At 43.5% G+C, this 23,044-nt stretch carries 22 protein-coding genes and 2 tRNA genes; 12 read left to right on the forward strand and 12 right to left on the reverse strand.

All coding sequences use genetic code 11. The features are described 5' to 3' along the window. Positions 1-312 precede the first annotated feature (312 nt). Together MuYL_RS14335 and MuYL_RS14340 are read right to left on the reverse strand one after the other, a co-directional pair. Complete coding sequence (locus MuYL_RS14335; RefSeq protein WP_094571228.1) at positions 313-1,497, reverse strand: metallophosphoesterase; 1,185 nt, start codon at positions 1,495-1,497, stop codon at positions 313-315. Positions 1,498-1,577: 80 nt separating this feature from the next. Further along, on the reverse strand, positions 1,578-2,273 hold the full coding sequence (locus MuYL_RS14340; protein WP_245845553.1) for a phosphatase PAP2 family protein: 696 nt from the start codon (positions 2,271-2,273) through the stop codon (positions 1,578-1,580). Positions 2,274-2,619: 346 nt separating this feature from the next. Here MuYL_RS14340 and MuYL_RS14345 point away from each other — a divergent pair, with 346 nt between their 5' ends. The 7 genes from MuYL_RS14345 to MuYL_RS14375 all read left to right on the forward strand — a co-directional run bounded on the left by MuYL_RS14345 (position 2,620) and on the right by MuYL_RS14375 (position 7,895). Further along, on the forward strand, positions 2,620-2,940 hold the full coding sequence (locus MuYL_RS14345; RefSeq protein WP_094571229.1) for an ArsR/SmtB family transcription factor: 321 nt from the start codon (positions 2,620-2,622) through the stop codon (positions 2,938-2,940). Further along, positions 2,937-3,434: an SRPBCC family protein gene (locus MuYL_RS14350; RefSeq protein WP_094571230.1), complete on the forward strand. Its 498-nt coding sequence runs from the start codon at positions 2,937-2,939 to the stop codon at positions 3,432-3,434. Before MuYL_RS14345 ends, MuYL_RS14350 begins: the two co-directional genes overlap by 4 nt. Before the next feature lie 67 nt (positions 3,435-3,501). Continuing rightward, on the forward strand, positions 3,502-3,930 hold the full coding sequence (locus tag MuYL_RS14355; RefSeq protein WP_094571231.1) for a VOC family protein: 429 nt from the start codon (positions 3,502-3,504) through the stop codon (positions 3,928-3,930). A gap of 200 nt (positions 3,931-4,130) precedes the next feature. Then, complete coding sequence (locus MuYL_RS14360) at positions 4,131-4,418, forward strand: hypothetical protein (protein ID WP_094572951.1); 288 nt, start codon at positions 4,131-4,133, stop codon at positions 4,416-4,418. Between the two features lie 13 nt (positions 4,419-4,431). Then, positions 4,432-5,430: an MBL fold metallo-hydrolase gene (locus MuYL_RS14365; RefSeq protein ID WP_094571232.1), complete on the forward strand. Its 999-nt coding sequence runs from the start codon at positions 4,432-4,434 to the stop codon at positions 5,428-5,430. Positions 5,431-5,904: 474 nt separating this feature from the next. Continuing rightward, positions 5,905-6,936 (forward strand): chemotaxis protein CheB, encoded by a 1,032-nt coding sequence (locus tag MuYL_RS14370; RefSeq protein WP_094571233.1) that lies wholly within the window; start codon positions 5,905-5,907, stop codon positions 6,934-6,936. 545 nt (positions 6,937-7,481) lie between these two features. Then, entirely contained in the window at positions 7,482-7,895 is a 414-nt protein-coding gene (locus MuYL_RS14375) for a (R)-mandelonitrile lyase (RefSeq protein ID WP_094571234.1), read from the forward strand. A 188-nt stretch (positions 7,896-8,083) separates the two neighbouring features. Here the strand turns inward: MuYL_RS14375 and MuYL_RS14380 are convergent, their stop codons facing one another. The 3 genes from MuYL_RS14380 to MuYL_RS14390 all read right to left on the reverse strand — a co-directional run bounded on the left by MuYL_RS14380 (position 8,084) and on the right by MuYL_RS14390 (position 9,478). Next, the gene (locus MuYL_RS14380; RefSeq protein ID WP_094571235.1) at positions 8,084-8,662 is read right to left on the reverse strand and encodes a Crp/Fnr family transcriptional regulator; all 579 of its coding nucleotides are present in this window, start codon (positions 8,660-8,662) and stop codon (positions 8,084-8,086) included. A gap of 80 nt (positions 8,663-8,742) precedes the next feature. Further along, on the reverse strand, positions 8,743-9,048 hold the full coding sequence (locus tag MuYL_RS14385; protein WP_094571236.1) for an NIPSNAP family protein: 306 nt from the start codon (positions 9,046-9,048) through the stop codon (positions 8,743-8,745). Positions 9,049-9,061: 13 nt separating this feature from the next. After that, on the reverse strand, positions 9,062-9,478 hold the full coding sequence (locus MuYL_RS14390) for a DUF4267 domain-containing protein (protein WP_094571237.1): 417 nt from the start codon (positions 9,476-9,478) through the stop codon (positions 9,062-9,064). Between the two features lie 463 nt (positions 9,479-9,941). On the opposite strand from MuYL_RS14390, the gene MuYL_RS14395 reads away from it, so the two are divergent. After that, entirely contained in the window at positions 9,942-10,775 is an 834-nt protein-coding gene (locus MuYL_RS14395; protein WP_157740854.1) for a helix-turn-helix domain-containing protein, read from the forward strand. Positions 10,776-10,838: 63 nt separating this feature from the next. Then, a complete protein-coding gene (locus MuYL_RS14400; RefSeq protein ID WP_094571239.1) occupies positions 10,839-11,345 on the forward strand; it encodes a hypothetical protein in 507 nt (168 codons plus the stop codon). 180 nt (positions 11,346-11,525) lie between these two features. On the opposite strand, the gene MuYL_RS14405 is transcribed toward MuYL_RS14400, so the two are convergent. The 3 genes from MuYL_RS14405 to MuYL_RS14415 form a co-directional block, all read right to left on the reverse strand. Continuing rightward, positions 11,526-11,610 (reverse strand) — tRNA-Leu (locus tag MuYL_RS14405). Between the two features lie 49 nt (positions 11,611-11,659). Next, a tRNA-Gly gene (locus MuYL_RS14410) sits at positions 11,660-11,732 on the reverse strand. Positions 11,733-11,856: 124 nt separating this feature from the next. Beyond that, on the reverse strand, positions 11,857-12,339 hold the full coding sequence (locus tag MuYL_RS14415) for a regulatory protein RecX (protein WP_094571240.1): 483 nt from the start codon (positions 12,337-12,339) through the stop codon (positions 11,857-11,859). A gap of 58 nt (positions 12,340-12,397) precedes the next feature. On the opposite strand from MuYL_RS14415, the gene MuYL_RS14420 reads away from it, so the two are divergent. Next, complete coding sequence (locus tag MuYL_RS14420; RefSeq protein WP_094571241.1) at positions 12,398-14,860, forward strand: bifunctional UDP-N-acetylmuramoyl-tripeptide:D-alanyl-D-alanine ligase/alanine racemase; 2,463 nt, start codon at positions 12,398-12,400, stop codon at positions 14,858-14,860. Positions 14,861-14,873: 13 nt separating this feature from the next. Next, entirely contained in the window at positions 14,874-15,470 is a 597-nt protein-coding gene (locus tag MuYL_RS14425; RefSeq protein WP_094571242.1) for a DUF502 domain-containing protein, read from the forward strand. Here MuYL_RS14425 and MuYL_RS14430 read toward each other — a convergent pair. Together MuYL_RS14430 and MuYL_RS14435 are read right to left on the reverse strand one after the other, a co-directional pair. Next, positions 15,467-16,681, reverse strand: coding sequence for a TCR/Tet family MFS transporter (locus MuYL_RS14430; RefSeq protein ID WP_094571243.1), 1,215 nt, complete (start codon positions 16,679-16,681; stop codon positions 15,467-15,469). The genes MuYL_RS14425 and MuYL_RS14430 overlap by 4 nt on opposite strands. A gap of 90 nt (positions 16,682-16,771) precedes the next feature. Beyond that, complete coding sequence (locus tag MuYL_RS14435; protein WP_094571244.1) at positions 16,772-18,007, reverse strand: TCR/Tet family MFS transporter; 1,236 nt, start codon at positions 18,005-18,007, stop codon at positions 16,772-16,774. Between the two features lie 102 nt (positions 18,008-18,109). Between MuYL_RS14435 and MuYL_RS14440 the strand changes: the two genes are divergently transcribed. Next, a complete protein-coding gene (locus MuYL_RS14440) occupies positions 18,110-20,455 on the forward strand; it encodes an amylo-alpha-1,6-glucosidase (RefSeq protein ID WP_094571245.1) in 2,346 nt (781 codons plus the stop codon). On the opposite strand, the gene MuYL_RS14445 is transcribed toward MuYL_RS14440, so the two are convergent. Both MuYL_RS14445 and MuYL_RS14450 read right to left on the reverse strand, forming a co-directional pair. Continuing rightward, positions 20,456-21,163 carry an LOG family protein gene (locus tag MuYL_RS14445; RefSeq protein WP_094571246.1) on the reverse strand — a complete coding sequence of 236 codons (708 nt, stop codon included), beginning with the start codon at positions 21,161-21,163 and terminating at the stop codon, positions 20,456-20,458. It abuts the gene before it with no gap. A 102-nt stretch (positions 21,164-21,265) separates the two neighbouring features. After that, positions 21,266-22,771, reverse strand: a complete 1,506-nt coding sequence (locus MuYL_RS14450) for a sodium:solute symporter (RefSeq protein WP_094571247.1) — start codon at positions 22,769-22,771, stop codon at positions 21,266-21,268. Positions 22,772-23,044 lie beyond the last annotated feature (273 nt).

Here is a 23,044-nt window from a genome sequence, read left to right on the forward strand (position 1 = left end):
CAAATGAAATTATATTTCAACTGAACATTATTCCAGACGAATAAATGTAACTTAAAAATTGAGATTTACAATTATAATAATATGTTTAGATTTAATACAAACTTAACAAGTTTAATAAATTTAAAATATCAGGTTTCAATAAATCTTTTTCCTCTTCTGGCGCGAGAATGTCTCCTCCTGGCGCGAGAATGCCGCGCTGGCCTAAAGAGGTGGAGTTCTCGTGACACCGCGTTTAGGTAGCCCGCTTTACCCGCCGGCTCATTTATTAACTTCAGCAGCACGCATAAACCGCCGGCAAAAAAAGGCTTCAGATTATCTGCTGCCCCGTTTTAAAGTGATCACCGCAACTTCGGGCCACATACCTATTCGGCCCTTCAAGCCTAAAAATCCAAATCCGCGGTTAACATACAGGTACCGCCCTGCGTTTTGGTAAAGCCCGGCCCATTGCTTGTAAACATATTGGACGGGGCTCCACTTAAATCCTAAAAAATCAATGCCGAACTGCATGCCATGGGTATGCCCTGACAGCGTTAGGTGGATGTGCTGGTCATGTTCCAGCGTTACGCCTTCCCAGTGTGAAGGGTCGTGCGACATAAGTACCTTGAAGGCGTCACCCGGCACGCTGGCGGTAGCTTTTTCCAGGTCGCCATACTTATGAAAGCCGCCTTTACCCCAGTTTTCCACCCCGATCAATTCGATAGATTGATCGTCTTTTTTCAGCGTTACCGCTTCGTCAAGCAGCAAGCGGAACCCGATCTCGGAATGAACTTGTTTTAACCGCTTTAAATTTGCATGCTTGGCCTCCGCGCTTTCCCATTGGATATAATCCCCGTAATCATGGTTGCCCAGGATAGAAAACTTGCCCGTCGGCGCCTTTAGCCCTGCGAATGCCGGGATCCACTGATCCATTTCCGAGGCCTTGTTATTCACCAGGTCGCCGGTAAATAAGATGACGTCACTTTGCTGATCGTTCACCAGGTCGAGCCCTTTTTGCACGCCTGCTGCATTGGTAAAGCTGCCGGAATGCACGTCAGTGATCTGCGTGATGGTGAAGCCATCAAAGGCCTCCGGCAGATCCGGGAACCAGATGGTTTCGCGCCGCAACCGGTAAAAATGCCGCCCCCGCGTAATGCCAAACAGCACCACCAGGAACATAACAGCAGCAACACCAAATGCCAGTTCACTCACCCAAAGTTCCCTTGGCGGGAAACCGCGAAACAATCGTGAAAGGTCTTCAATGAGCAAAACAGGAACTGCCAATAAGCGGGGAATAAATGCCAATAGCATTAGCCCTATTACCCAGGTGATGAGCGTTTGCTGCATTTGCGAACCACGCCGCACAAAGATCACCGCGGCCAGGCCGCCCATCAGCAAGAGATCGATTACCCAATAGATCCATAAATAATCGGCAGCGCGGGTTAATGTGTGTATAGCCTTGTAAAAATAAAGGTCGGTACAAAACCAGAGGAGAATAATTAAGGGAAGTCTTTTAGCCATTTTAATAAGAATGCAATACGAGTATATCAATGCAGACGATTGAGCGGCGGGAATATTTTAAATTTTTAAAAAACGTGGAATTATTTAAAAGCCGGCTTTAATAACCACGAGGTGGTAGTACCCAGTACGGCCCCGCCAAAAACGTCGCTGGGGTAATGCACGCCAAGGTACATCCGCGAGTACCCCACCGACCCTGCCCACAGATACGAAGGAACGATCACATACCATTTTGGGTACGCCCTTGACAACGCCGTTGCCACCGCAAAACTGGTGGAGGTATGCCCTGAAGGGAACGAGGTGCTGCCCGCATTGTAAACCGCCACGATCTTCAAATTCTGCACAAACGGGCGGCGGCGCTTAAAAATGGCTTTCATTAGCATGGTAGCCCCGAAAGTTATGGCTGTGCTGCTGCCCACATACAAGGCGTTCTGGCGCATCTCGCCATCGTGCCTTACTATCCCGCCAACCATTAACGCGGCGGGTACGCTGTAGGCAACATAAGTGAGCGAATTTGATAAAAACAGCATTGTTTTTGTTTCGCTGTCCTCGCGCTTCAAAGCCAGGTTGATCAAAAATTTATCATCAAACCGCTGCACAAAGTTATTTACCTGCGCGGCCTGTACCTTTACCTGGGTAGTGGTTTTGGTTTGCTCGGGGGTTTTGGGCTGCTCTTCTGTTTTTACCTGCCCGAAAACGTTCCCTGCAAAGGCCACCATCACAAATAGCTGCATAACAAATAACGCATTGATTCCCCTTATGCCCTTGTTTATCTTCATAAAATACCGGTATGCTTATTTAATATAAATAGTATGTCAAATGTATCTGCTAAAATGCAATTAACGCTTAACAGTAAAACCATAAAATTGTTAAAGTTTGTCGGCAATTAATACTATTTAATCAGCAAAACACATCCTACAGGGCTGCGAATCTGATTTGGACGATCACAAAACTGCCGTTTCCGCCGTTCAGGCGCTTAAAATTACTAAATAATAGCCGCCTAAATTTATCCGCATACGCCCCCCCTCTTGCCAGGCAAAAAATATTTTCAAAAATATTTGCGAAACCGAATAGTTGCACATATATTTGCAACTGAATGGTTTCTTAATTAAAACAAAAGAACAAATGAGACGAGATATTTTCCAGGCAATAGCGGACCCCACAAGGAGAGCTATTATCACCCTGATTGCATTGCAGGCAATGACACCTAATGCGATTGCCGAAAATTTCAACACCACCCGGCAGGCCGTATCCAAGCACCTGCGGATCCTTACCGAATGTGAATTGGTAAAGCAGGAACCCCGGGGCCGTGAAGTGTATTTTTCACTAGAAATTAATAAAATGAAAGAAGTAGATAAATGGCTGGAGCAATTCCGCCAAATTTGGGAAACCCGTTTCAACCAACTCGACGACGTATTAGCAACACTTAAAAAACAGCAGAAATGACAAACGATCCGATATTCAACTTTACCGTTGACAAAGCAGCCAAAACCTTATTTATGACCAGGGAATTTAACGCTGAACCAGCACTGGTGTGGGATGCATTTACCAAAGCCGAAATTCTTGACCAATGGGTGGCACCTAAACCATGGACATCCAAAACAAAATACCTGAATTTTGAGGTGGGCGGTAAAAGATTTTATGCTATGGTAAGCCCCGAAGGACTGGAGCGCTGGATAATCCAGGAATACACGTCCATAACACCGAAAACTAATTTTAAACTGTACAATGCGTTTGCTGACAAAGATGAAAACCCTGAATTACCCGGTTCTGAATGGGATTACACCTTCAGCGGAGCAAACGGAAAAACAACGGTAAATATCAGTATTTACAATGAATCACTTGAGCGCCTGGAGAAATTGGTGGATGGCTTTAAGATAGGAATGGCCATGACGCTTATCAATCTTGATCAGGTACTGGCCACTTTATCCGGCAAATAGTTCCGCCTAAAATATTTGGAATAAATTTTAACAGAACAAACCATTAAACAATCTAAAAAAATAAATTATGGCACTTATCAATCCACACATCAACTTCAACGGAAATGCCGAAGAAGCATTCAACTTTTACAAATCAGTATTTGGCGGAGAGTTTTCAAAAATCATCCGTTTCAAAGACCTTGCGGGCCCTGAGTTCCAGGTAGCGGAGAAAGAAGAAAACAAGATCATGCACATTGCCCTGCCTATCGGCAAAAGCAATTCACTGATGGCAAATGATGTCCCGGAATTTATGGGAAGAACAAACGAAAACGAAAACAGGAGTAAAATTGTGATAACTGCGGAAAGCAAGCAGGAAGCAGATAAATTATTTAACGGACTTTCTGTAGGAGGACAAATTGAAGGGCCGATCGGTGATAGTCCATGGGGTACCTATTTTGGTTGTTTCAGAGACAAATACGGCATTGAATGGATAGTGGAATTTGACCCGAACAATTAACGAAAACTACAAACGCTCCGCCGCATGCAGGTTTTGACCTCTCCGCGTGCCGGCGCAATATAACCCGCTTGATGAACAGGCGGGCTATTTTGTTTAATACTGATAACGGATGGCTCAAAGCGACTGACAGGATAGTAAAGCTTTATAATCATCCTTTAAAAATGCCGTTAAATGTTTATTTTCGACCAAACCCATACGCCATGAAAACTTTAGCCGAGTTTAAAGCATCCTTAAATTCAGACCAGCCTGCCGCCGACCTTTCTGCACCGTTAAAAAGCCTTTGGTACGACGGTAAGGGTGATTGGCACCAGGCACATGCACAGGTAGATCACCTGAACGACCAGGCGTCGGCGTGGGTACATGCCTACCTGCACCGCAAAGAAGGCGATAGCCACAACGCTGATTATTGGTACAATAAAGCACGGCAAACGCGCCCCCAACTTCCGCTGGAAACGGAATGGGAACAATTGGTGGTGCAATTTCTTTAAGCGGAGTTTTATAATGATGAAGACCCGAAACCCCTATCATATTTTTGCATTCATTTTTTTGGGTACAGTTATGCTCTCGGCAATTAGTTCTAGCACTTATTGCCAGGCAACGCCGCCGGTTGACAATTGGTGCAGCAAGCCGCTGCGGCCGGGACTTGAAAAACTTAAAGAGATCAAAACCTCCAAACCCTGGTTTAAGGTTTATGACATCGGTAACGACACTTACGCCATAGATGAACCTTATAATTGGGAAGAAACTATTGCTTACCTCATATTGGGTAAAGACAAAGCTTTATTGTTTGATACCGGCATGGGGCTTGACACCATTTCAATAGTGGTGAAGGAATTAACTAAACTTCCTGTGGTTGTACTTAATTCTCACACCCATCCGGATCACATTGGCGGGAACAATGAGTTTAGCCAGGTACTTGCTATGAACACCAGTTATACCAGGATTAACGCAGCCAATGGATATGCTCATAACAATGTAAAATGGGAAGTTAGCCCGGCCTCGTTTTGTCTTACCCGTTTACCGCATGAAGATACCGCGCATTATTATATCAAACCTTTTAAGGTATCACGGTTCATTAAAAGCGGCTATATCATCAAGCTTGGCGGGAGAAATTTACAAGTGATTTCCACTCCCGGACATACACCGGATGCGATCTGCCTTTACGACAAACAAGCGGGTTATTTATGGTGTGGCGACAGCTTTTACGAGGGGCCCATATTACTGTCATCTGATGAAACAGATCTGAAAGCCTATCAAAAAAGCATAAACAAGATGGCTCAACTGGCGGCTAAATCAACGCGTGTTTTACCGGCACATAACCTCCCGATCGCCAAACCGGCACTCCTGATACAAGCGGCAAAAGATTTCAATCAAATAGTGTCGGGGATGAAGAAAGGAAAGACCGGCGAAAATCACACGCTGGTATTTGATTGTAATAAATTTTCTTATCAAATTGGTGAAAGCTACCTGAAACAATTCGATCAAATAAAACGGAATTGAATTTAGCCACACCTTATTAGTGATCGTCCCGCCCATTCAAGCGCCTGCTTAAAACTTTGTGTGTGCTTTTGATAAAGAGGTATTTGATGCAACTAATCTTGATTGGATCAAGATTATATTTATGTTATCAGATAGCAGGTACAATTACTATTTGACAGCGGATTTTTTGCCGCCCAATTTAAAGTTCTTAACTATCAATAATTTCGGTCAACAGAATAAGAAATGACCAATTGATAAAATAATGGATAAGAAACGTCAATAATCAAGCAGTAACTTTATAAAACTCATGTCTTCCTGATCCGCTGCCGCGGGCTTCGGTATTCTTCATAACTATCTGATTTGGTCATCAAAAGTCGGCAGGGGGATTTTAGGGATTAGGCAATTTGCCCCAAATTTAATGTGGTGGTAATATTCATCCTTATTAATAGTGTAGCGTAGTTGTAACTTTTTGGGGAAATTGCTGTTGGTCAATTAATGAAGATCGCAAAAATCAAAGATTTTAATTATAAAACCGGCCAGGTCGTTGTCGTGGGTACTTCTGCGGGTGGCCTGGATGCGCTGTCCGCTTTAATCCAGCAATTACCGGAAGATTTCCCTGCGCCTGTGCTGGTGGTGATGCACATTTCCCCGGATGCTACCGGCGACGTGTTATTAAATGCCTTAACTAAACATGGAAAATTAAAATGCGGACATGCCATACATGGTGAATTGTTTAAAGCCAGGCGGGTGTATCTTGCGCCGTCAGATCACCATCTCCTGCTCGAAAAAAACGGCGAACTGCACGTTACCAAAGGGGCGGCTGAAAACCGCTCTCGTCCCGGTATTGATCCGCTGTTCCGTTCTGCCGCGGTCGCTTTCGGCAACCGGGTGATAGGTATTATTCTTACAGGCTACCTTGATGATGGCACTGCCGGTATGATCGCCATTCAAAGATGTGGCGGCATTTGTATCGTACAAGACCCCAAAGAAGCGCAATATCCCGATATGCCTAAAAACACCTTAAATCAGTTGAAGGCAGATTATTGCGTGCCAATAGCAGAGATGGGCGGTATCTTGGCTACACTCATGGCAAGAAAAGTGGGCAGGCAAAAAACAATACCAGATGACATTCAAAGAGAAGCAAAGATTGCCGAACGAGTGCTGAGTGACCTGCCTGCGGTCAATTCCCTGGGTGAACAAGTTCCGTTTAACTGTCCCGGTTGTGGGGGCGTACTCTGGAAGATGGACAAAGGGTCTTTTATACGTTATCGGTGTCATACCGGCCATGCTTATACCTCTGCGTCACTACTCGCTGCCCAAACTCAAAAAATTGAGGAAACGATGTGGATAGCCCTGCGTATGTTTGAAGAAAGAAAAAACTTGCTCACTACGGTAGCTAAAGAACAAAAGGGGGCAACTTCACGCATGACTGCGGAGCGGGCGGAATCGTCGCAGGTTCATATAGACCGCATTAGGGCTATATTGTTGGCAGATGATAAGCCTAACAAGAGTGATCTGCCGATATAGATCATTATTGGATTTGTAATAATTAAAATGTTAAAAATTACCATTAACGCAGATTCGACTTTTGCAAAACTACCATCGTCAGGCAATTGGATATTCCGCAGCCACTAATCACCTCATTCCGAGAATGCAAAAAATTGATTCCTAAACACTTTGACCAGGCTAATTTATTGACTTAAAATAATGATTTTAAAATCTGATTACACAAATCGACGTTTTAAAGCCCACGGAATTATATGGTCAAGCCTTCCGGATCTCCACGCTGTCCCCTATCCGCTCCCCCGCCCATTCAAGCGTATCGCTGAATGCCAAAATTTTAAGTCCCGCTTAAATTAATAACTTTTAAAGGCATGCAGATTAGCACCAAATATGAAATAATCGCTGCCGGTTTTTAATTCAAGCGCCCGCTTAAAACTTTGTGTGTCCGGGCAAAATGCTTGGACAGGCAGAAAAATTGATTAGCAAAAGGAAACTAAACCACTTCCTATATTGTTAATCTTTATAGGATTATCATTAACCGCTTGTAAAGCAATATGAAATAACATACTATGACTACAGCAAATAACACTGAGATTTTTCCAAAAGGAGAAAAACTAACTAACGAATACTTTACAGGCGATGCATACCTGACCTCGCTACTCGCAAAAGATTCCAACAACAACTTCGCGATGGGCAGCGTAACCTTCTCGCCTGGCGCAAGAACCAACTGGCACACCCATCCTAAAGGACAGGTACTAATCATAACCCAGGGCGCGGGCTGGTACCAGGAAAAAGGAAAAGCAGCACAGTCCATCAAAAAAGGCGATGTGATCAATATTCCTGAAAATATAATGCACTGGCACGGCGCATCTGCAGACAACGAAATGATCCATATCGCCATTACCAATTATGAAGCAGAAAAAAATGTGGTATGGCTAAATCCTGTAAGCGAAGAAGAATATGCAGCGGCGAATAAAAAATAGAAAAGCATATCCGCCCGTCCCTACGTCCCGCTTAAAATTAACAAATTTCAGCGCCGCTCTGGTTCGCACTAAATATGAAATAATAGCTCGGTTTCTAATTTTAAGCGGGACGCTTAAAATTTTGTGTATTCAGGCAAAATGCCTGGACAGGCGGGGATAAAAAACAGAAAAGCACCCGGATTAACTAATCAAAACTGGGTAAAAATTCTTTTGCGGATACGGCTCAGTGACTGCGGTTTTACCCCGACAAACGACGCAATATGGTACTGCGAGATCCTTTGCTGCAGATCGGCGTGGTTTTTTAAAAATCGCTCATAACGTAGTTCAGGTGTTTCGGCATATAAAGCACTGATATCCTGAAGTAATTTTAGGAAGACCGATTCAATGGCGACCCTGCCAAAACGCTCCCCTCCGCGAACTTTCTCATAAAATACTTGCAGGTCAGCATGCGAAATAACAAAAACGATGCTATCCTCTAAAGCCTGAATATTTTTCGACGAAGGTGCCTGAGGAAGAAAACTTTCATAGTTACATACAAATTCATTTTCCTGGGAGAAATCATATATTTTTTCCTCACCGTCATGGTTAATATAGAACCGCATTAAGCCCTTGGCAACAAATCCTACGTGTTTGCAAATCCGTCCTTCTTCTAAAAAAAACTCGCCCTTTTTATAAGTCTTTTCCTTAAACAAAGATGTCACCGTATCTGTCTCTGTAGGGCTTAGCGTAATAACCCTTTGTATGCTGTTCAATAAGCTGTTGATCATATCATCATTTGAATTGGGTTAAACCAAAAATACACAACCTGCAGACACGTTGTGTATTAAATTCTTGTGCAGCAAAATCATTAGCCTGCTGACCTCAATATTTTGGTTTCTACGTTGGTGATTTTGTTTCTGTCAAAGCCTGCGGTATCGTTAGCAAATTCCGGGCTTTTCAGGTAGCGCTCCGTCATCCTCTCTACGTCAGCATTGTCCGGAAAAGATATGAGGGCTATTACCTGGTTTGCTATGCCGGGTGTGTTGCCAATCCAAACGCCTTTAACCTCGAAGCCAAACCTGGGAAGGTTTATCCTGTGCTTAGACCAGTTCACAGTAAAATAGTGTGCTGCTGTTTCTTTATCAGCAAGCGTGTAAATTCTTAATTGTTCCATGATGTTGATTTGATCAGTTTAATATTTCCTGTTGTTTTAATGTCGCTTTTTTTGAAGGTTTATCGATCAGTAACAGGGTGCCGACCACTGAACAAATGATAGTAGCTACAATATGTGGTATTGCTTGCTGTACGCTGGTGTAACTCTTGCTGAGGACTGTAATCATATCGGAAACCGGAATGATTGTCGCTACGAATAGCATTACGCCCAAAGCCCTGCGTTCTCTCATTAACACCAGGGCGCACAATAAGATGCCGGAAAATATATCCCTGATACCTTTTATGTGATGAAAGGAGTAATCACCGTTTGCATTAAATCGGATGCCGAAGGCGGCTGTTGCTACTTCAGGCGAGAAAAAAAATCGGGCTCCCAGGAAAACCATCCCCATACCCAGTAAAAATGCGATTGCATAAGAAATTTTTGTTGTCATAATAATTTGCTTTTAAAATAATGACACAAAATTATCCCTCCCACAGCCGGCATTAATGCACTTGGGTTAACAAATCAAAATTGAGTGGAAATTTTCCACGAATGGGAAAAAGCTTTATTGCAGGGCCGCATAGTTTTTAAAAACATTCGTTCCTTTGAACTGATTATTTGATAATCAAAGTAGCTGATCGTGGTACAGATGTCGGACTGGTTTATAGCTGATTTGCAAAAGATAGCTCGAATATAAGGACCTTCATGGTGTAAATTCGAACAACCTTACATCCAATGTAAATATTGATTTAACTTACAATGCTCATGCGCCGCAAATGGGAAATCAATGTGCAATAATTAATGCCGAGGAATGGTACCATATCAAACGATCATTTAATTTTACCGTTCTTAACTTCATTTCCCGTATCCACAAAGTTATTATCTTAGTATGTCACTATCGAAAATTTCAACAGTTGGAGCAATTGCTTAAAATTTTTAAACCGGCGTCTATTGAACTGCAAAAGTATGTAGAACATTACTATGTTTTTGCAGCGCAAAGACCTGAAAATATAAGCTATATCGCATTCCCTCATATATATACAGGGCTTTCCTTTTTTCGTGATGTGCGTATCATCAGAGGCGACCACGAGATCCAAATCGAGGCACAGGAAAATGGCGGATCAGTGAACATAGAAATCTTAGGAAAATATCTAAAACCTGTCTTTGTTCATTATCGGGGTAGTTTTGAAGAGATCGCAGTTATATTTAAGCCTTTAGGGATCAATCCTTTCATCCGGGCAAATTCCGGAGATCTTACAAAGGAATTTTCCCAGGCTCTTGATCTTGAAGAATGGACTCAGCTTGCAATTACTCTTTTTACCAAAACAGCAACGGCTGACCGCATTCATATCCTTGATGAATTCTTGCTCGCCAATCTATTTAAACCGAGTGATGATTGGCTTTCCAGGGCACTGGATCTACTTGAGGATCACTCATCAAAGCCTACTATAGCAGAAATATCCCGATTGCTAAACATGAATCTTAAAACTTTTCAAAGGCAATTTCTGAAGAATATTGGGCGTACACCGAGCGAATATAAACGCATTGCCCGCTTTAGAAGTTCAATAAATACAAAGCTTCTTTCAGATGAGTTAAAAAGCTTGACTGAAATTACCTATGCCCATGAATATTATGACCAATCTTATTTCATAAGGGAGTTTAAAAAGCTTACAGCTTTGAACCCGCGCAGCTTTTTTAGGTCTATTACTATTCTTGATCGGGCAGGCATAATATGGGCAATCAGATAATGTCTTTTTAGTACAATTTTGTTTTTGTAGTAAGCTTCAACTTTATCAAAAAAAACAAAAATCATGGAACACACAAAGACGTGGAAAACCACAACGCCGGGTCAATACCTTTTTACCGTAAATCAAACAGAAATTGGGCGAATGACAATTGAACCTGGAACCATAAAAAGAAAAGCTATTATCGTTATCGGCGGAGAAAAATACCAGCTATTACAAACAGGATTCTGGAAAACCAGCGTCGGGATTCTCGATGACAAAGGAAACAATATAGGAAAGGTGTACGCTGAAAAATGGTATGCGGATGCAATGAGGCTTGATCTTTACCGGGAAACCTACAAATTGGTTTTCAGAAACAATCCGCTTGCTGAATTCGCTATCACCCAATGCGATCAGGACGTGCTTGCATATGGACTGAAGACGGGATCAGGAAATACCAGTCTCAAAATCACCTCCGCAGACCCTTCTGCGAATTACTTATTGGATTTTATTTTGTGGTATTGGTTTATTCCTGTAGCAATTGAGAATATTATAAGTTCAGACGGGATTTATGAAACTCACGCCAATGGTTAATTCATTATCTGAATTAACCAAAACCTTCAGCCTTTTGTCGGCATTATCACCGCACTGATATGAAGCATACAAAAAATGCCCATAATTTTCAACAGATGCGGTTAGGTAAATGATGGGGCTCGAACCCTAAACAACAAAGCCCGATATTTTCATACCAGGCTTTGTGTCGATTCTTAGATGTACTCAGAGCGGGAATCGAACCCGCACTCCGTTTACGGGAACAGGATTTTAAGTCCTGCGTGTCTACCAGTTCCACCATCTGAGCAGGTGATTAAACCTTTTAACAATAAATCCCTTCTTGTGAAAGGGATTTGAGCGAAAGACGAGATTCGAACTCGCGACCCCGACCTTGGCAAGGTCGTGCTCTACCAACTGAGCTACTTTCGCATTGGTTATTTTTCTCCGCTTAACTCGTTGTTCACTTGCTGAACATCTTTCCTGTTTTGCGGAGTGCAAATATAGGCAGAAATGAATATTCTGCAAGATAAAAATTACTTTTTTTTCAATTAATTTATAAGTGGCTGGCTTTCAAAACATCTAAAATCAGATCGTGTTCGTATCCGCGGCTAAAAGCGTACTGCTGCAGTTTATATTGGCGTTTATATGGGTCTTTTTCGGTTATTGATTTTTCTTTTTTCTCCAAAAGCCTTTCCAGGCACCTTAAATAGTCGTCATCAGCAATGGTCAGCAAGGCCTTCTTTATTAAAACATCAGGCACTCTTTTTAATTTAAGGCCCTGTTTTATTTTGATCTTCCCCCACCCTTTCTGGTTAAACTTACCCTGCGCATAGGCTTTTGCAAACCTTTCTTCATTCAAAAACCCTTCGCCAATCAGCAAACTGATAATGTTTTCTACCGCAGCCTGCCACAGCCCCCACTCGTACAGCTTGTCGCGTACCTCCTGCTGTGAGCGGTCCTGGTAAGCGCAATAATTTTCGGCTTTGGCCAGGCCGGCCTTTTCGTCCGTTATTTTATTTGTTTTCGGGCCATCCATTAAAACCAAAAATCGTTAAAAATTCTTCTATCTTCAGAAATATAAGCAATTTCGTACCATGCTCAGCAATCAATATACCATAATAGCTATACAGCAGATCATCAATGCCGGCGGGAATATTGTTAAAGATTACAATATCAGCACCTTATTAACCGACAGCCGCAGGATCAGCAATCCTGCAGGCGGTTTGTTCTTTGCGCTGAGCGGCCGGCGCAACGGCCACGAGTTTATTGCGGAAGCTTATGCAGGCGGTGTCCGCAATTTTGTGGTAAAACACGGAACCGACATTAAAGCGCCCGAATCAAACTTTTTAATGGTTGACGATGTACTGGCCGCGTTGCAAACGCTGGCTGCTTATCACCGTAACCGTTTTAACCTCGAAGTAATAGGAATAACCGGCAGCAACGGCAAAACCATTGTAAAAGAGTGGCTGTACCAACTGCTGTCGCCCGATAAAAATGTGGTACGTAACCCCAAGAGCTATAACTCGCAAATCGGAGTGCCGCTTTCGGTTTGGCAAATCAACGAAAAAAACGACCTGGGTATTTTTGAAGCAGGCATCTCTACAGTTGGTGAAATAGAAAAGCTGGAAGCCGTGATCAGGCCCACTGTTGGCATTTTAACACACATTGGCCCTGCGCATGATGAAGGATTTGAGAACCGCAACCAGAAGATTACGGAGAAGCTGAAGCTATTTAAAAACTGCCGCTTGCTAATCCATAATTATGACCAGCTGATCAGTTTCCAGGATAACATCCCGGTTGAAAGCCGCTTTACCTGGAGCACCAATTTTAAACAGGCCGACCTGTACGTGTTCAGCGAGGCGGTGGTATCAAAAAACTATTATTTAAGGGCAAGGTATAAAGACGCGGAAATTGAATGCCTGATCCCATTTTTGGATGAGGCATCGGTAGAGAATGCTATTGTTTGCTGGGCTACCATGCTGGCCCTGGGCTACGCCCCTGCCGAAGCTGACGACCGGATAGAACGTTTAAACGCCGTAAGCATGCGGCTGGAACTAAAAACCGGTATCAATGATTGCTCCGTTATTGACGACTCTTACAATTCGGACATCCAATCGCTGGAAATAGCCTTGAACTTTTTAACGCAGCAAAATCAACATCAAAAAAAGACACTCATTCTTTCTGATATTTACCAGTCGGGCTTGCAGGCTGACGTGCTGTACAGGCAGGTTGCCGATATGATAAAAATAAAACAGGTGGACAAATTTATCGGCGTGGGCGAAGCATTGATGGCCCGACAGGACTACTTTGACATGCCCGAAAAGTTCTTTTACCCGGATACCCAGGCCATGCTGCAGCACCTGCGCACCTTAAATTTTAAGGGGGAAACCATACTGATAAAGGGTTCGCGCAGTTTTGAGTTTGAACGGATCAGCCGCGCGCTGGTTCAAAAGGCACATGAAACCATATTGGAGATAAACTTGAATGCGTTACTAAACAACCTTAATTTTTACCGGTCGCGGTTAAAGCAGGGTGTAAAAGTAATGGCCATTGTAAAAGCATTTTCATACGGCAGCGGCACCTTTGAAGTAGCCAATATCCTCCAGTACAACAAGGTTGACTACCTTGCTGTTGCCTACATAGACGAAGGGGTATCCCTGCGCAACACAGGCATCAGCCTGCCCGTAATGATCTTTAACCCTGAAGCCTCTGCATTTGACAAGCTCATAGAATTTAACCTGGAACCTGTTATTTACAGCTTTGGGTTACTGGACGAATTTATTACCTACGCACAGGAAAAAAATGTATTGAACTACCCTGTTCACCTTAAAATTGATACCGGTATGCACCGCCTTGGCTTTGAGGACTTTGAAATTGAAACCCTTTGCGACCTGCTGGAAGCTAACCGGTACATCAGGGTGCAGTCGGTGTTTTCGCACCTGGTGGCCAGCGAAGCCGCAAAGCACGACAAGTTTACCAAAAAGCAGATCAGTAATTTTGAAACTGCTTACAAACAAATAGAGCTTACCCTTGGCTACAAGGTGATCAAGCACATCAGCAATACCTCAGGTATTACCAGGTGGCCCGGCGCGCATTATGACATGGTGCGCCTCGGAATTGGCTTATACGGCATTGATACCGGTATGGAAACCCCCGACACCGGCTTACAGCCTGTGGCCACCTTAAAAACCAGCGTTGCGCAGGTAAAAAAAATCAAAGCCGGAGAGACCCTCAGCTACAGCCGTAGTGGCAGTCTGACAAAAGACGGCAAAATAGCTACCGTACGGATTGGCTATGCCGACGGCTATTTGCGTGCCTTTGGCAACGGCGTTGGCAAAATGCTGGTGAAAGGAGTTTTGGCGCCCACCGTGGGTAACATAACCATGGATATGTGTATGATTGATGTTACCGGCATCGATGTAAAGGAAGGCGACGAGGTAATTATATTTAACGAGCAGCAGCGCATTAACGACCTTGCAACCCAAATTGGCACCATACCTTACGAAATATTAACTAATGTTTCGCAAAGGGTTAAAAGGGTGTACTTTTATGAATAGAAATTGATTTAAGATGAAGCAGATATTCAACGCACTTTTACGCTATTTTTTTAAGGGATTGTTGGTGGTAGTTCCCATTGGCGCCGCGTTCCTTTTAATTTTCTGGGCGGTAAAAAGCATTGATAACGCCCTTAACCTGAGCGATATGCTTTGGACCGACCCGAAAACGGGAAAACCTGTTTACATACCGGGGCTGGGTATTTTAAATGTATTGGTAATCATTTTAATTGCCGGCATATTGGTAACCAACGTGGTAACCGACCCCATAAAACGCTGGTTTAACCGCTGGCTCAACCGCTTGCCGCTGTTCAAATTCCTGTACTCGTCAATAAAGGACCTTACCGAGGCTTTTGTTGGGGAAGAAAAGAAGTTTAATGAACCGGTACTGGTGGAGATTAACGAGTTTGGGTTAAAAAAAATTGGCTTTATGGTACAAAAAGACCTTGCCGCATTAAACCTGCCGGGCGACGTGGCGGTGTATTTCCCTTTATCTTACTCCTTTGCCGGCCAGGTAATTATTATCTCAGCCAGCAAGGTAAAACCGATTGACAAAAGCGCAGCAGATATGATGAAGTTTGTGATATCAGGCGGCGTAAGCGGGCTGCATTAAGCTTTCTTAAAACTTCTTACAGCTATAAAAGTGCTGATCACCATTAATGCTGCTGCCAGCAGGTAAGCCCCGCCGGGAAAGTAAACCACTGAATCTTTATGCGTGAAGTAGGAGAACACATAACCAAAAATAAGCGGGCCTATTATTACGCTCAGGCTGTTAATAATGGTGATGGCCCCCTGCATTTCGCCTTGGCCGTTTTTGGGCACTTTGCTGGTAACCAGCCCCTGCAATGCGGGTCCTGAAATACCGCCCAAACAATAAGGAATCATAAATACATACATCATCCAGCCCTGGCTGGCAAAAGCAATCAGCGTTAGGCCGATAGCGTAAAATACCAGCCCGGCCACAATGTTCTTTTCCTGCCCAAATTTGGGAATGGTGTACCTGATGAGCCCGCCCTGGATGCCTACCAGTAATACCCCGATAACAATCCCCAAAGTACCCACGCTGCTAAGGGTCCACTGAAATTTCTCGAACAGGTAAAACGACAACAGGTATTCCACCGCCTTTTGCCCGATATAAACCAGCGTAATGGCACCTAGCAATCCCGTTAACGCCGGATTTTTGGTAAAAATCCGTATCAAAGCACCCACAGGGTTCGCCCTTTTCCATTCAAATTTCCGCCTGCTTTCTATCGGTAACGACTCCGGCAGCACAAACAAGCCGTACATCCCGTTAAAAAAAGCCAGCCCTGCTGCGGCCATAAAGGGGATCTTGACATTGATAGCGCCAAGATAGGCCCCCAAAGCAATCCCGATAATAAACCCGAAACCTGATGCCGCCCCCACCAGTCCGAAATTAGCTGCTCGTTTGTTGCCGGTGCTTACATCGGCTATGTAAGCAGTAGCGGTGGCGTTGCTGGCACCGGATACCCCGGCAATAAATCGCCCTACAAACAGCCAGGCTATGGTTGGCGCAAAGGCCATAAACATATAATCAATACTAAAGCCAAAAAGCGAGATCAGTAAAACAGGCCTTCGTCCGTACCTGTCGCTTAGATTACCTAATACAGACGCGAAAAGCAGCTGCATGGAAGCGTACACAAAAGTGAGCCAGCCGCTATATTGCGATGCAACACTGATATCAATGTGACCTAAGGTCTGCAGCAGCTTTGGCATCACCGGGATAATGATCCCCAACCCCAATACATCAATAAAGATGGTTATAAAAATAAATCCAAGCGCTGCTGAATGTTTGGGTTTTGCCATATAATTACTTCATTGTGAAAAGGCAGATGGATATAAAAAGTTTTACCGCTTTTAAAATATTTTAGTTTCCGCTTAACGGGTGCTTTAAAACTAATGAGTTACTATTACATTTTCGCCGCTTTTTTTAAAGCTTCTGATAGCAAATACCGCACTTAAAAGCATCAGTATAGCCCCTATTGCAAACGGCGCGCCGGGAAATTGAAAAAACGGATTGGGTTTTGTAAAATAATAAAACACTTCCGTCATCAGCAGCGGGCCAAATATGGAGCTGATGCTGATTAAACTGGTTAAGCCTCCCTGCAATTCGCCCTGTTCATTGGCAGGCACGCTGTTACTCATGTATCCCTGAATTGCAGGTCCGGCTATCCCGCCCAGGCAGTAAGGCACCAGTATAGCAAACATCATCCAGCCCTTGCCTGCAAACGCGAAAAGTGCCATACCTGCGGCATATAAGAGCAACCCTACCCAAATACTTCTTTCTGTACCAAGTTTCGGCAGGATGATCCTGATCAGGCCACCCTGTACCACGGCTACCATTAAACCCACAAAGCCAAGTGAATAACCTACCATATCCTCGTTCCAGCTGAATTTTTTAATGGTGTAAAATGTCCAAACGCTTTGCACGGCCTGCGCTGCTATGTAGATCAGGAACAGGGATAATGCCAAACCGATCACCGATTTATATTTTTTTAGTTGGATCACGGTTCCAAAAGGATTGGCCCTTTTAAGATCTAGCGGACGCCTGTTTTCAACAGACAATGATTCCGGTAAAATAAAGAAACCATACACCGCGTTAAGGAACGCCAGCAGCGCAGCAGCAATAAAGGGGTAATGAACATCATATTTACCCAGGATGCCGCCCAGCACCGGGCCAATGATAAAGCCCAGCCCAAAGGCAACCCCTACCAGGCCAAAATTAGCGGCCCTTTTTTCAGGCTCGCTGATATCCGCTATGTAGGCATTGGCCGTTGTAAAACTGGCACCTGTGATCCCGGCGATAATGCGGCCTACGAACAACCATGCTATGGTAGGTGCAAATGCGGAAAAAAGATAATCGACACTGAACCCTAATAACGAACATAGCAACACCGGCCGCCGGCCAAATTTATCGCTCAGGTTTCCAATAAGCGGCGCAAATATAAACTGCATGCCGGCATAAGCAGCGGTTAGCCAGCCTGCATAGCCGGAAGCATCGCTAACATCGCCATGAATTAGATGTTCAATTAGCTTAGGAATAACGGGGATAATGATACCCAGCCCAATAACATCTATTAACAGCGTGGCAAATATGAAGCCCAGTGCTGCCTGCTTTTTAGGTTTGTGCATAGCCTGCAAAATAAAAATTATTATGCAACTTCTTCAAATAATAAATCCTGTGCGTAAAAAATGTATTTTGGCCCATTATAAACCATTTTCATTCATCCCGGTATGAAGGCTCTCCCGTTATTTATTTTATTGCTGATGGTGATCGGCAAAGCAAACGCGCAGTCTGCTGATTCCTACGCAGCCCATATTATGCAGGGAATCAGTGATCCTAAAATAAATAAAACCAATCCTTACGTTACCGCCGGTGACCGCTCCTACCTGATTGGAACCCAGGACGGAAAATTCCCGGATCTGGGTGATCATGTTGAAGGCGAAATGGCTGGATTATGGTGCCCGCCCTTTAAACTTGCCGATGGCTTTTGGGTAAGCGTAACTGATAAAAGTACCGGCAAAGCAGTTTGGTTAAATGCAGATCAATTTATCACTTATCCCTACGGCAATAAATTTATTTACAAATCACCTGTTGATGGTGTAACCGTTGAACGTTTTCAATTTTGCCCTGACGGTAAAACAGCTGTGCTGGTAAAGTACACTATCAAATACAGCGGCAGTGCCAGCAAAAACATAAAGCTCTCCTTCAATTTAAAAACAGACATCAGGCCGGTTTGGTTCACCGATACAGTTGATGTGGATTTTCCGGACAAAATATTATCAACTGCTAAAGACGGCTATTTTTTAGCAAGGGATAGCACTAAACCCTGGTACCTGGCAATGGTATCGTCCGTAAAAGCAGGCAACCAACATTCAGGTTCCGGAGCGGACATTCCATACCAAACCATTGGCAAGGGCGTTTGGTACACCGCCGACTATAATTTGACGTTAGCAAAGAACAGCACCAGCAGTATTATATTTAGCATTGCAGGCGCAGAAAATAATCAAAATGCGGCCATATCAAACTCCCGCAACATATTAAACAGTTACGATGAGTTACTGAAGGCTAAAATAAACAAGTATAAAGAAGTGATTGCCCGCGCGCAAATAACCATCCCCGATGCGCAGCTGCAAAACGTTTATAACTGGGTAAAAATCAACACCAGCTGGCTGGTTAGAACTGTACCGGGCACCGGGACCGGGCTTACAGCAGGTTATATGGAGTACCCCTGGTGGTTTGGCTGTGATAATACCTATGCCCTGCAGGGTGTTTTAGCCACCGGCGATTTTAAACTGGCAAAATCAACCCTCGAGCTGCTGTACAATAAATCAAAAGCGGTGAACGGAAATGGCCGCATAGTGCACGAAATATCGACCAGCGGCAAGGTGTATAATAAAGGGAACACACAGGAAACTGCACATTTTATTATGTGTGCCGGAACGTATTTAAAATGGACAGGCGACACCGCTTTTATCAAGAAAATATACCCTTACATAAAAGACGGCATCAACTGGCTATTAACCACCACGGATACCAATCATAATATGTTCCCTGAGGGTTACGGCATTATGGAAGTAACCGGATTAAATGCCGAACTGATTGATGTTGCTGTTTACACACAGCAAGCTTTAAAAAATGCCGCCGAAATGGCAACCATAATGGGTGATAAAAAAGCAGGGGAAAAATACGCCGCATTGGCAGCCAGCTTGCAACTGAAGGTCAACAAAAGCTTTTGGGACGAAGAGAGCACTTCGTATTGCGATTTTTTCGGAACCAAACAACAGGCCCTGTCCACACTGGATGGTGCATTGAAGCAACTAAAAATTGGCGAAACCGGCGCACCGGACAAACAGCAGACCGAACGGGAAAATTTCTACATCGCGTTACAAAAGAAAATAAGCCTGATGCGCGACACCAGCCGCGGGTGGTTAACAAATAAAAACTGGGTAATTAATACACCTATGGAAACCGGCATTGCTCCCTATAAAACAGCAATAATGGCGCTTGATAAAATCCGGATGGAAAACTGCGGCGAATATGGCCCCTACCTGTCCGCAGTAGAAAAGAAATATATGATGACCATAGCAACCGGGGTGCAGGCTGTAGCCGAATGCAGGTATGGCCGGGTCGACTCGGCAATGTGGTATGTGAACAAAATAGCGGCTACGTTTAACCGCGTACTCCCGGGATCTATTTCTGAAATGATGCCCGACTATGGCTGCTTCACGCAAGCCTGGACAAACTACGGAATAGATGTTCCGTTGGTTAGTTATGTGTTTGGGGTTACGCCCGATGCAGTAAAGCATACTGTAAACATCAGGCCAAACTTACCGTCCACATGGAAAAACGTTAACATTAAGAATGTGAAAGTGGGTGACAATAACCTGTCAATTGATATAAAAACCAAAGGCAACAGGCGCACTTATACCATAACCCAAAGCAATGCCGCGTGGAAGCTGCTATTTAAAGCACCATCAGGTTCAGGCGATTGCACTTTGAACGGCCATAAGGTTAAATTAACGGACAACGGGCTTACGTTATCCGCTAATACCAATACCATCACAATTCTTTTATAATTAAAAGTTCGGTTTCAGCACATATTTATCATAAAAACGGAAGATATGTTCCGCTGCTTCTTCGGCTGTATCAACTACACGGTAAAGCATCAAATCGTCCGGGTGGATGTTGTGCTCCTGTGCAAGCATTTTTTCTTCCACCCAGTCAAATAGTCCTTTCCAATAGTCAACACCAACAAATACAATAGGGAAACGGGCTATCTTACCTGTTTGGATCAGTGTAATAGCTTCAAATGATTCGTCCATCGTTCCGAAACCACCCGGCAAAACAATAAAGCCCTGCGAGTATTTCATAAACATTACCTTACGGATAAAAAAGTAATCAAACTCCAGTACCTTATCCCTGTCGATATACTTGTTGTGGAATTGCTCAAAAGGTAACTCGATATTTAAACCTACCGATTTGCCACCGGCCTCGTATGCACCCTTATTGGCGGCCTCCATAATTCCGGGACCGCCGCCTGAGATTACACCGTACCCTCTTTCGGTCAGCAGCCTGGCGGCATTTTCTGCCAGCTTGTAATATTTATTATCGTTATGGGTGCGCGCCGAACCGAATATGGATACGCAAGGCCCTATTTTAGCGAGTTTTTCAAAGCCGTCAACAAACTCAGCCATTATTTTGAAGATCTGCCAGGAATCTGTTACCTTAATTTCCTGCCAGTTTTTATTTTCAAAAGCTTGTCTTATTTTTTCTTCACCTGTCATGTTCTTTTATTAGTCCGGAAGTCCGAAAGTCGGTAAAGTCCGGAATGTTTTTAGTTTTCTACGATAATATTACAATAATTGGTCGTTTAAGTTTTGCTGATGCTAAACCAGGCTTTCCGCCTGCCGGACTTTCCGGCCTTCGGGCTTCGCAGATGATGTTACCCATAAGCCAACGAACGTAATAAATCCGTTAACTATTATCAACTCGTTATCAAAAACGTAACCCCCTAATAATTTTGCGGAGTTGTTACTTAAATAGTAACATATTGCGGGGGATATCAAGCAAACAAAAGGCACAAGTTTATCCTTAACCTGCCTGTTACCCAAAAACAACCCGAACGAATAGAGGCCCAGCAATGGCCCGTAAGTATAGGAGGCTACCTTAAATATGGCATTAACAACCGCTGTATTGGTTATGGCGTTAAATATGATAATAGTTAACAGCATACAACCCGAAAAGGCAATGTGTACATAATGGCGCACATTCACCATTTTTTTGCTGTTCACGTCCTGCCTTTTATTAAACCCGAGAAAATCCACACAGAACGACGTGGTAAGCGCCGTTAAAGCCGAATCTGTCGTAGCAAAGGTAGCGGCTGTTAAACCCAGCATAAAAACCATAGCGGGCAACAGCCCCAGGTATTTTAATGCGATAGTAGGGTATAAATAATCCGTTTTTTCAACTTTGATCCCATATTTTTCGGCGTACATGTATAGTAACGCGCCCACGCATAAAAAGAAAATATTGATCACCACAAAAACAGCGGTAAAACTGAACATGTTCTTTTTTGCTTCGCGGATATTTTTAAGGCTCAGGTTTTTTTGCATCAGGTCCTGGTCAAGCCCAGTCATAGCAACGGTTATAAATAATCCGCCTAAAAATGCCTTGCTGAAATGGAATTTGCTGGTTAAAAAATTGTCGAAGAAAAATATTTTTGAGTAACTGCTCCTTTTAACCGCATCAACGGCTTCAAAAACATTATAATGCAGGCTATCGCAAATAAAGTAGATGGACAAAAACACTGATGATACCAGGAACAAGGTTTGCAGGCTGTCAGTAATAATAATGGTTTTTAGCCCGCCTTTAAACGTGTACGACCAGATCAATACCAAACAGATCAGCCCTGTGACTACAAATGGCACATGGTAACTGTCAAAAATAAACCGCTGTAAAACAATAACCACCAGGTAAAGCCTGAATGATGAGCCTATGATCCGGCTGATCAAAAAGATGCCGGCTGCCGTTTTATAGCTCCATACGCCAAGTGCGCCTTCAATATAACTGTATATCGAAGTGAGTTTCAACCGGTAATATAGCGGAAGCAAAACAGTTGCTATCACTATAAAACCCGCAGCGTTACCCAACACAAACTGAAAGTATTCAAACTGGTCGCCGGTTACCGCACCAACTTTACCGGGCACCGATATAAAGGTAACCCCGCTTAAGGCGGTACCGATCATCCCAAAGGCTACCAGGTACCATTTGGAGTTCCGGTTAGCTACGAAAAAGGTATCGTTGTCTGAAGACTTACGCGAGGTTAACCACGATATAACCAGCAACACCAGGAAATAACCTATTATAAATGAAAGCAGTATTCCGGGAGACATATATTAGTTTTAGTCCGAAAGTCCGGAAAATCCGGAAGTCCGAAAGATGAATTATTAGTTAAAGTGCAATTTACATTAATATTTTAACGGTGTTTTTATGCTGTAAACCCGCACCGGGATCTCTTCAAATCGTTCATGAATTTTAAAGAAGCCGGGGTGTTCCATTAAGTTTTATTTTTTTAGGATACAATTATCCAACAACCTCAAAAGTTCCTGTTAAAATTATGGCGACAAGTTATTAAACAAAAGGAAATTTATCCAATAAATTATTTT

Source organism: Mucilaginibacter xinganensis, assembly GCF_002257585.1.
Classification (GTDB): Bacteria; Bacteroidota; Bacteroidia; order Sphingobacteriales; family Sphingobacteriaceae; genus Mucilaginibacter; species Mucilaginibacter xinganensis.

Excerpts from the sequence above, each read along its gene's own strand:
- MuYL_RS14335 (WP_094571228.1), bottom strand. The coding sequence starts at position 1,497 with ATGGCTAAAAGACTTCCCTTAATTATTCTCCTCTGGTTTTGTACCGAC.
- MuYL_RS14340 (WP_245845553.1), bottom strand. The coding sequence starts at position 2,273 with ATGAAGATAAACAAGGGCATAAGGGGAATCAATGCGTTATTTGTTATG.
- MuYL_RS14345 (WP_094571229.1), top strand. The coding sequence starts at position 2,620 with ATGAGACGAGATATTTTCCAGGCAATAGCGGACCCCACAAGGAGAGCT.
- MuYL_RS14350 (WP_094571230.1), top strand. The coding sequence starts at position 2,937 with ATGACAAACGATCCGATATTCAACTTTACCGTTGACAAAGCAGCCAAA.
- MuYL_RS14355 (WP_094571231.1), top strand. The coding sequence starts at position 3,502 with ATGGCACTTATCAATCCACACATCAACTTCAACGGAAATGCCGAAGAA.
- MuYL_RS14360 (WP_094572951.1), top strand. The coding sequence starts at position 4,131 with ATGAAAACTTTAGCCGAGTTTAAAGCATCCTTAAATTCAGACCAGCCT.
- MuYL_RS14365 (WP_094571232.1), top strand. The coding sequence starts at position 4,432 with ATGATGAAGACCCGAAACCCCTATCATATTTTTGCATTCATTTTTTTG.
- MuYL_RS14370 (WP_094571233.1), top strand. The coding sequence starts at position 5,905 with ATGAAGATCGCAAAAATCAAAGATTTTAATTATAAAACCGGCCAGGTC.
- MuYL_RS14375 (WP_094571234.1), top strand. The coding sequence starts at position 7,482 with ATGACTACAGCAAATAACACTGAGATTTTTCCAAAAGGAGAAAAACTA.
- MuYL_RS14380 (WP_094571235.1), bottom strand. The coding sequence starts at position 8,662 with ATGATCAACAGCTTATTGAACAGCATACAAAGGGTTATTACGCTAAGC.
- MuYL_RS14385 (WP_094571236.1), bottom strand. The coding sequence starts at position 9,048 with ATGGAACAATTAAGAATTTACACGCTTGCTGATAAAGAAACAGCAGCA.
- MuYL_RS14390 (WP_094571237.1), bottom strand. The coding sequence starts at position 9,478 with ATGACAACAAAAATTTCTTATGCAATCGCATTTTTACTGGGTATGGGG.
- MuYL_RS14400 (WP_094571239.1), top strand. The coding sequence starts at position 10,839 with ATGGAACACACAAAGACGTGGAAAACCACAACGCCGGGTCAATACCTT.
- MuYL_RS14415 (WP_094571240.1), bottom strand. The coding sequence starts at position 12,339 with ATGGATGGCCCGAAAACAAATAAAATAACGGACGAAAAGGCCGGCCTG.
- MuYL_RS14420 (WP_094571241.1), top strand. The coding sequence starts at position 12,398 with ATGCTCAGCAATCAATATACCATAATAGCTATACAGCAGATCATCAAT.
- MuYL_RS14425 (WP_094571242.1), top strand. The coding sequence starts at position 14,874 with ATGAAGCAGATATTCAACGCACTTTTACGCTATTTTTTTAAGGGATTG.
- MuYL_RS14430 (WP_094571243.1), bottom strand. The coding sequence starts at position 16,681 with ATGGCAAAACCCAAACATTCAGCAGCGCTTGGATTTATTTTTATAACC.
- MuYL_RS14435 (WP_094571244.1), bottom strand. The coding sequence starts at position 18,007 with ATGCACAAACCTAAAAAGCAGGCAGCACTGGGCTTCATATTTGCCACG.
- MuYL_RS14440 (WP_094571245.1), top strand. The coding sequence starts at position 18,110 with ATGAAGGCTCTCCCGTTATTTATTTTATTGCTGATGGTGATCGGCAAA.
- MuYL_RS14445 (WP_094571246.1), bottom strand. The coding sequence starts at position 21,163 with ATGACAGGTGAAGAAAAAATAAGACAAGCTTTTGAAAATAAAAACTGG.
- MuYL_RS14450 (WP_094571247.1), bottom strand. The coding sequence starts at position 22,771 with ATGTCTCCCGGAATACTGCTTTCATTTATAATAGGTTATTTCCTGGTG.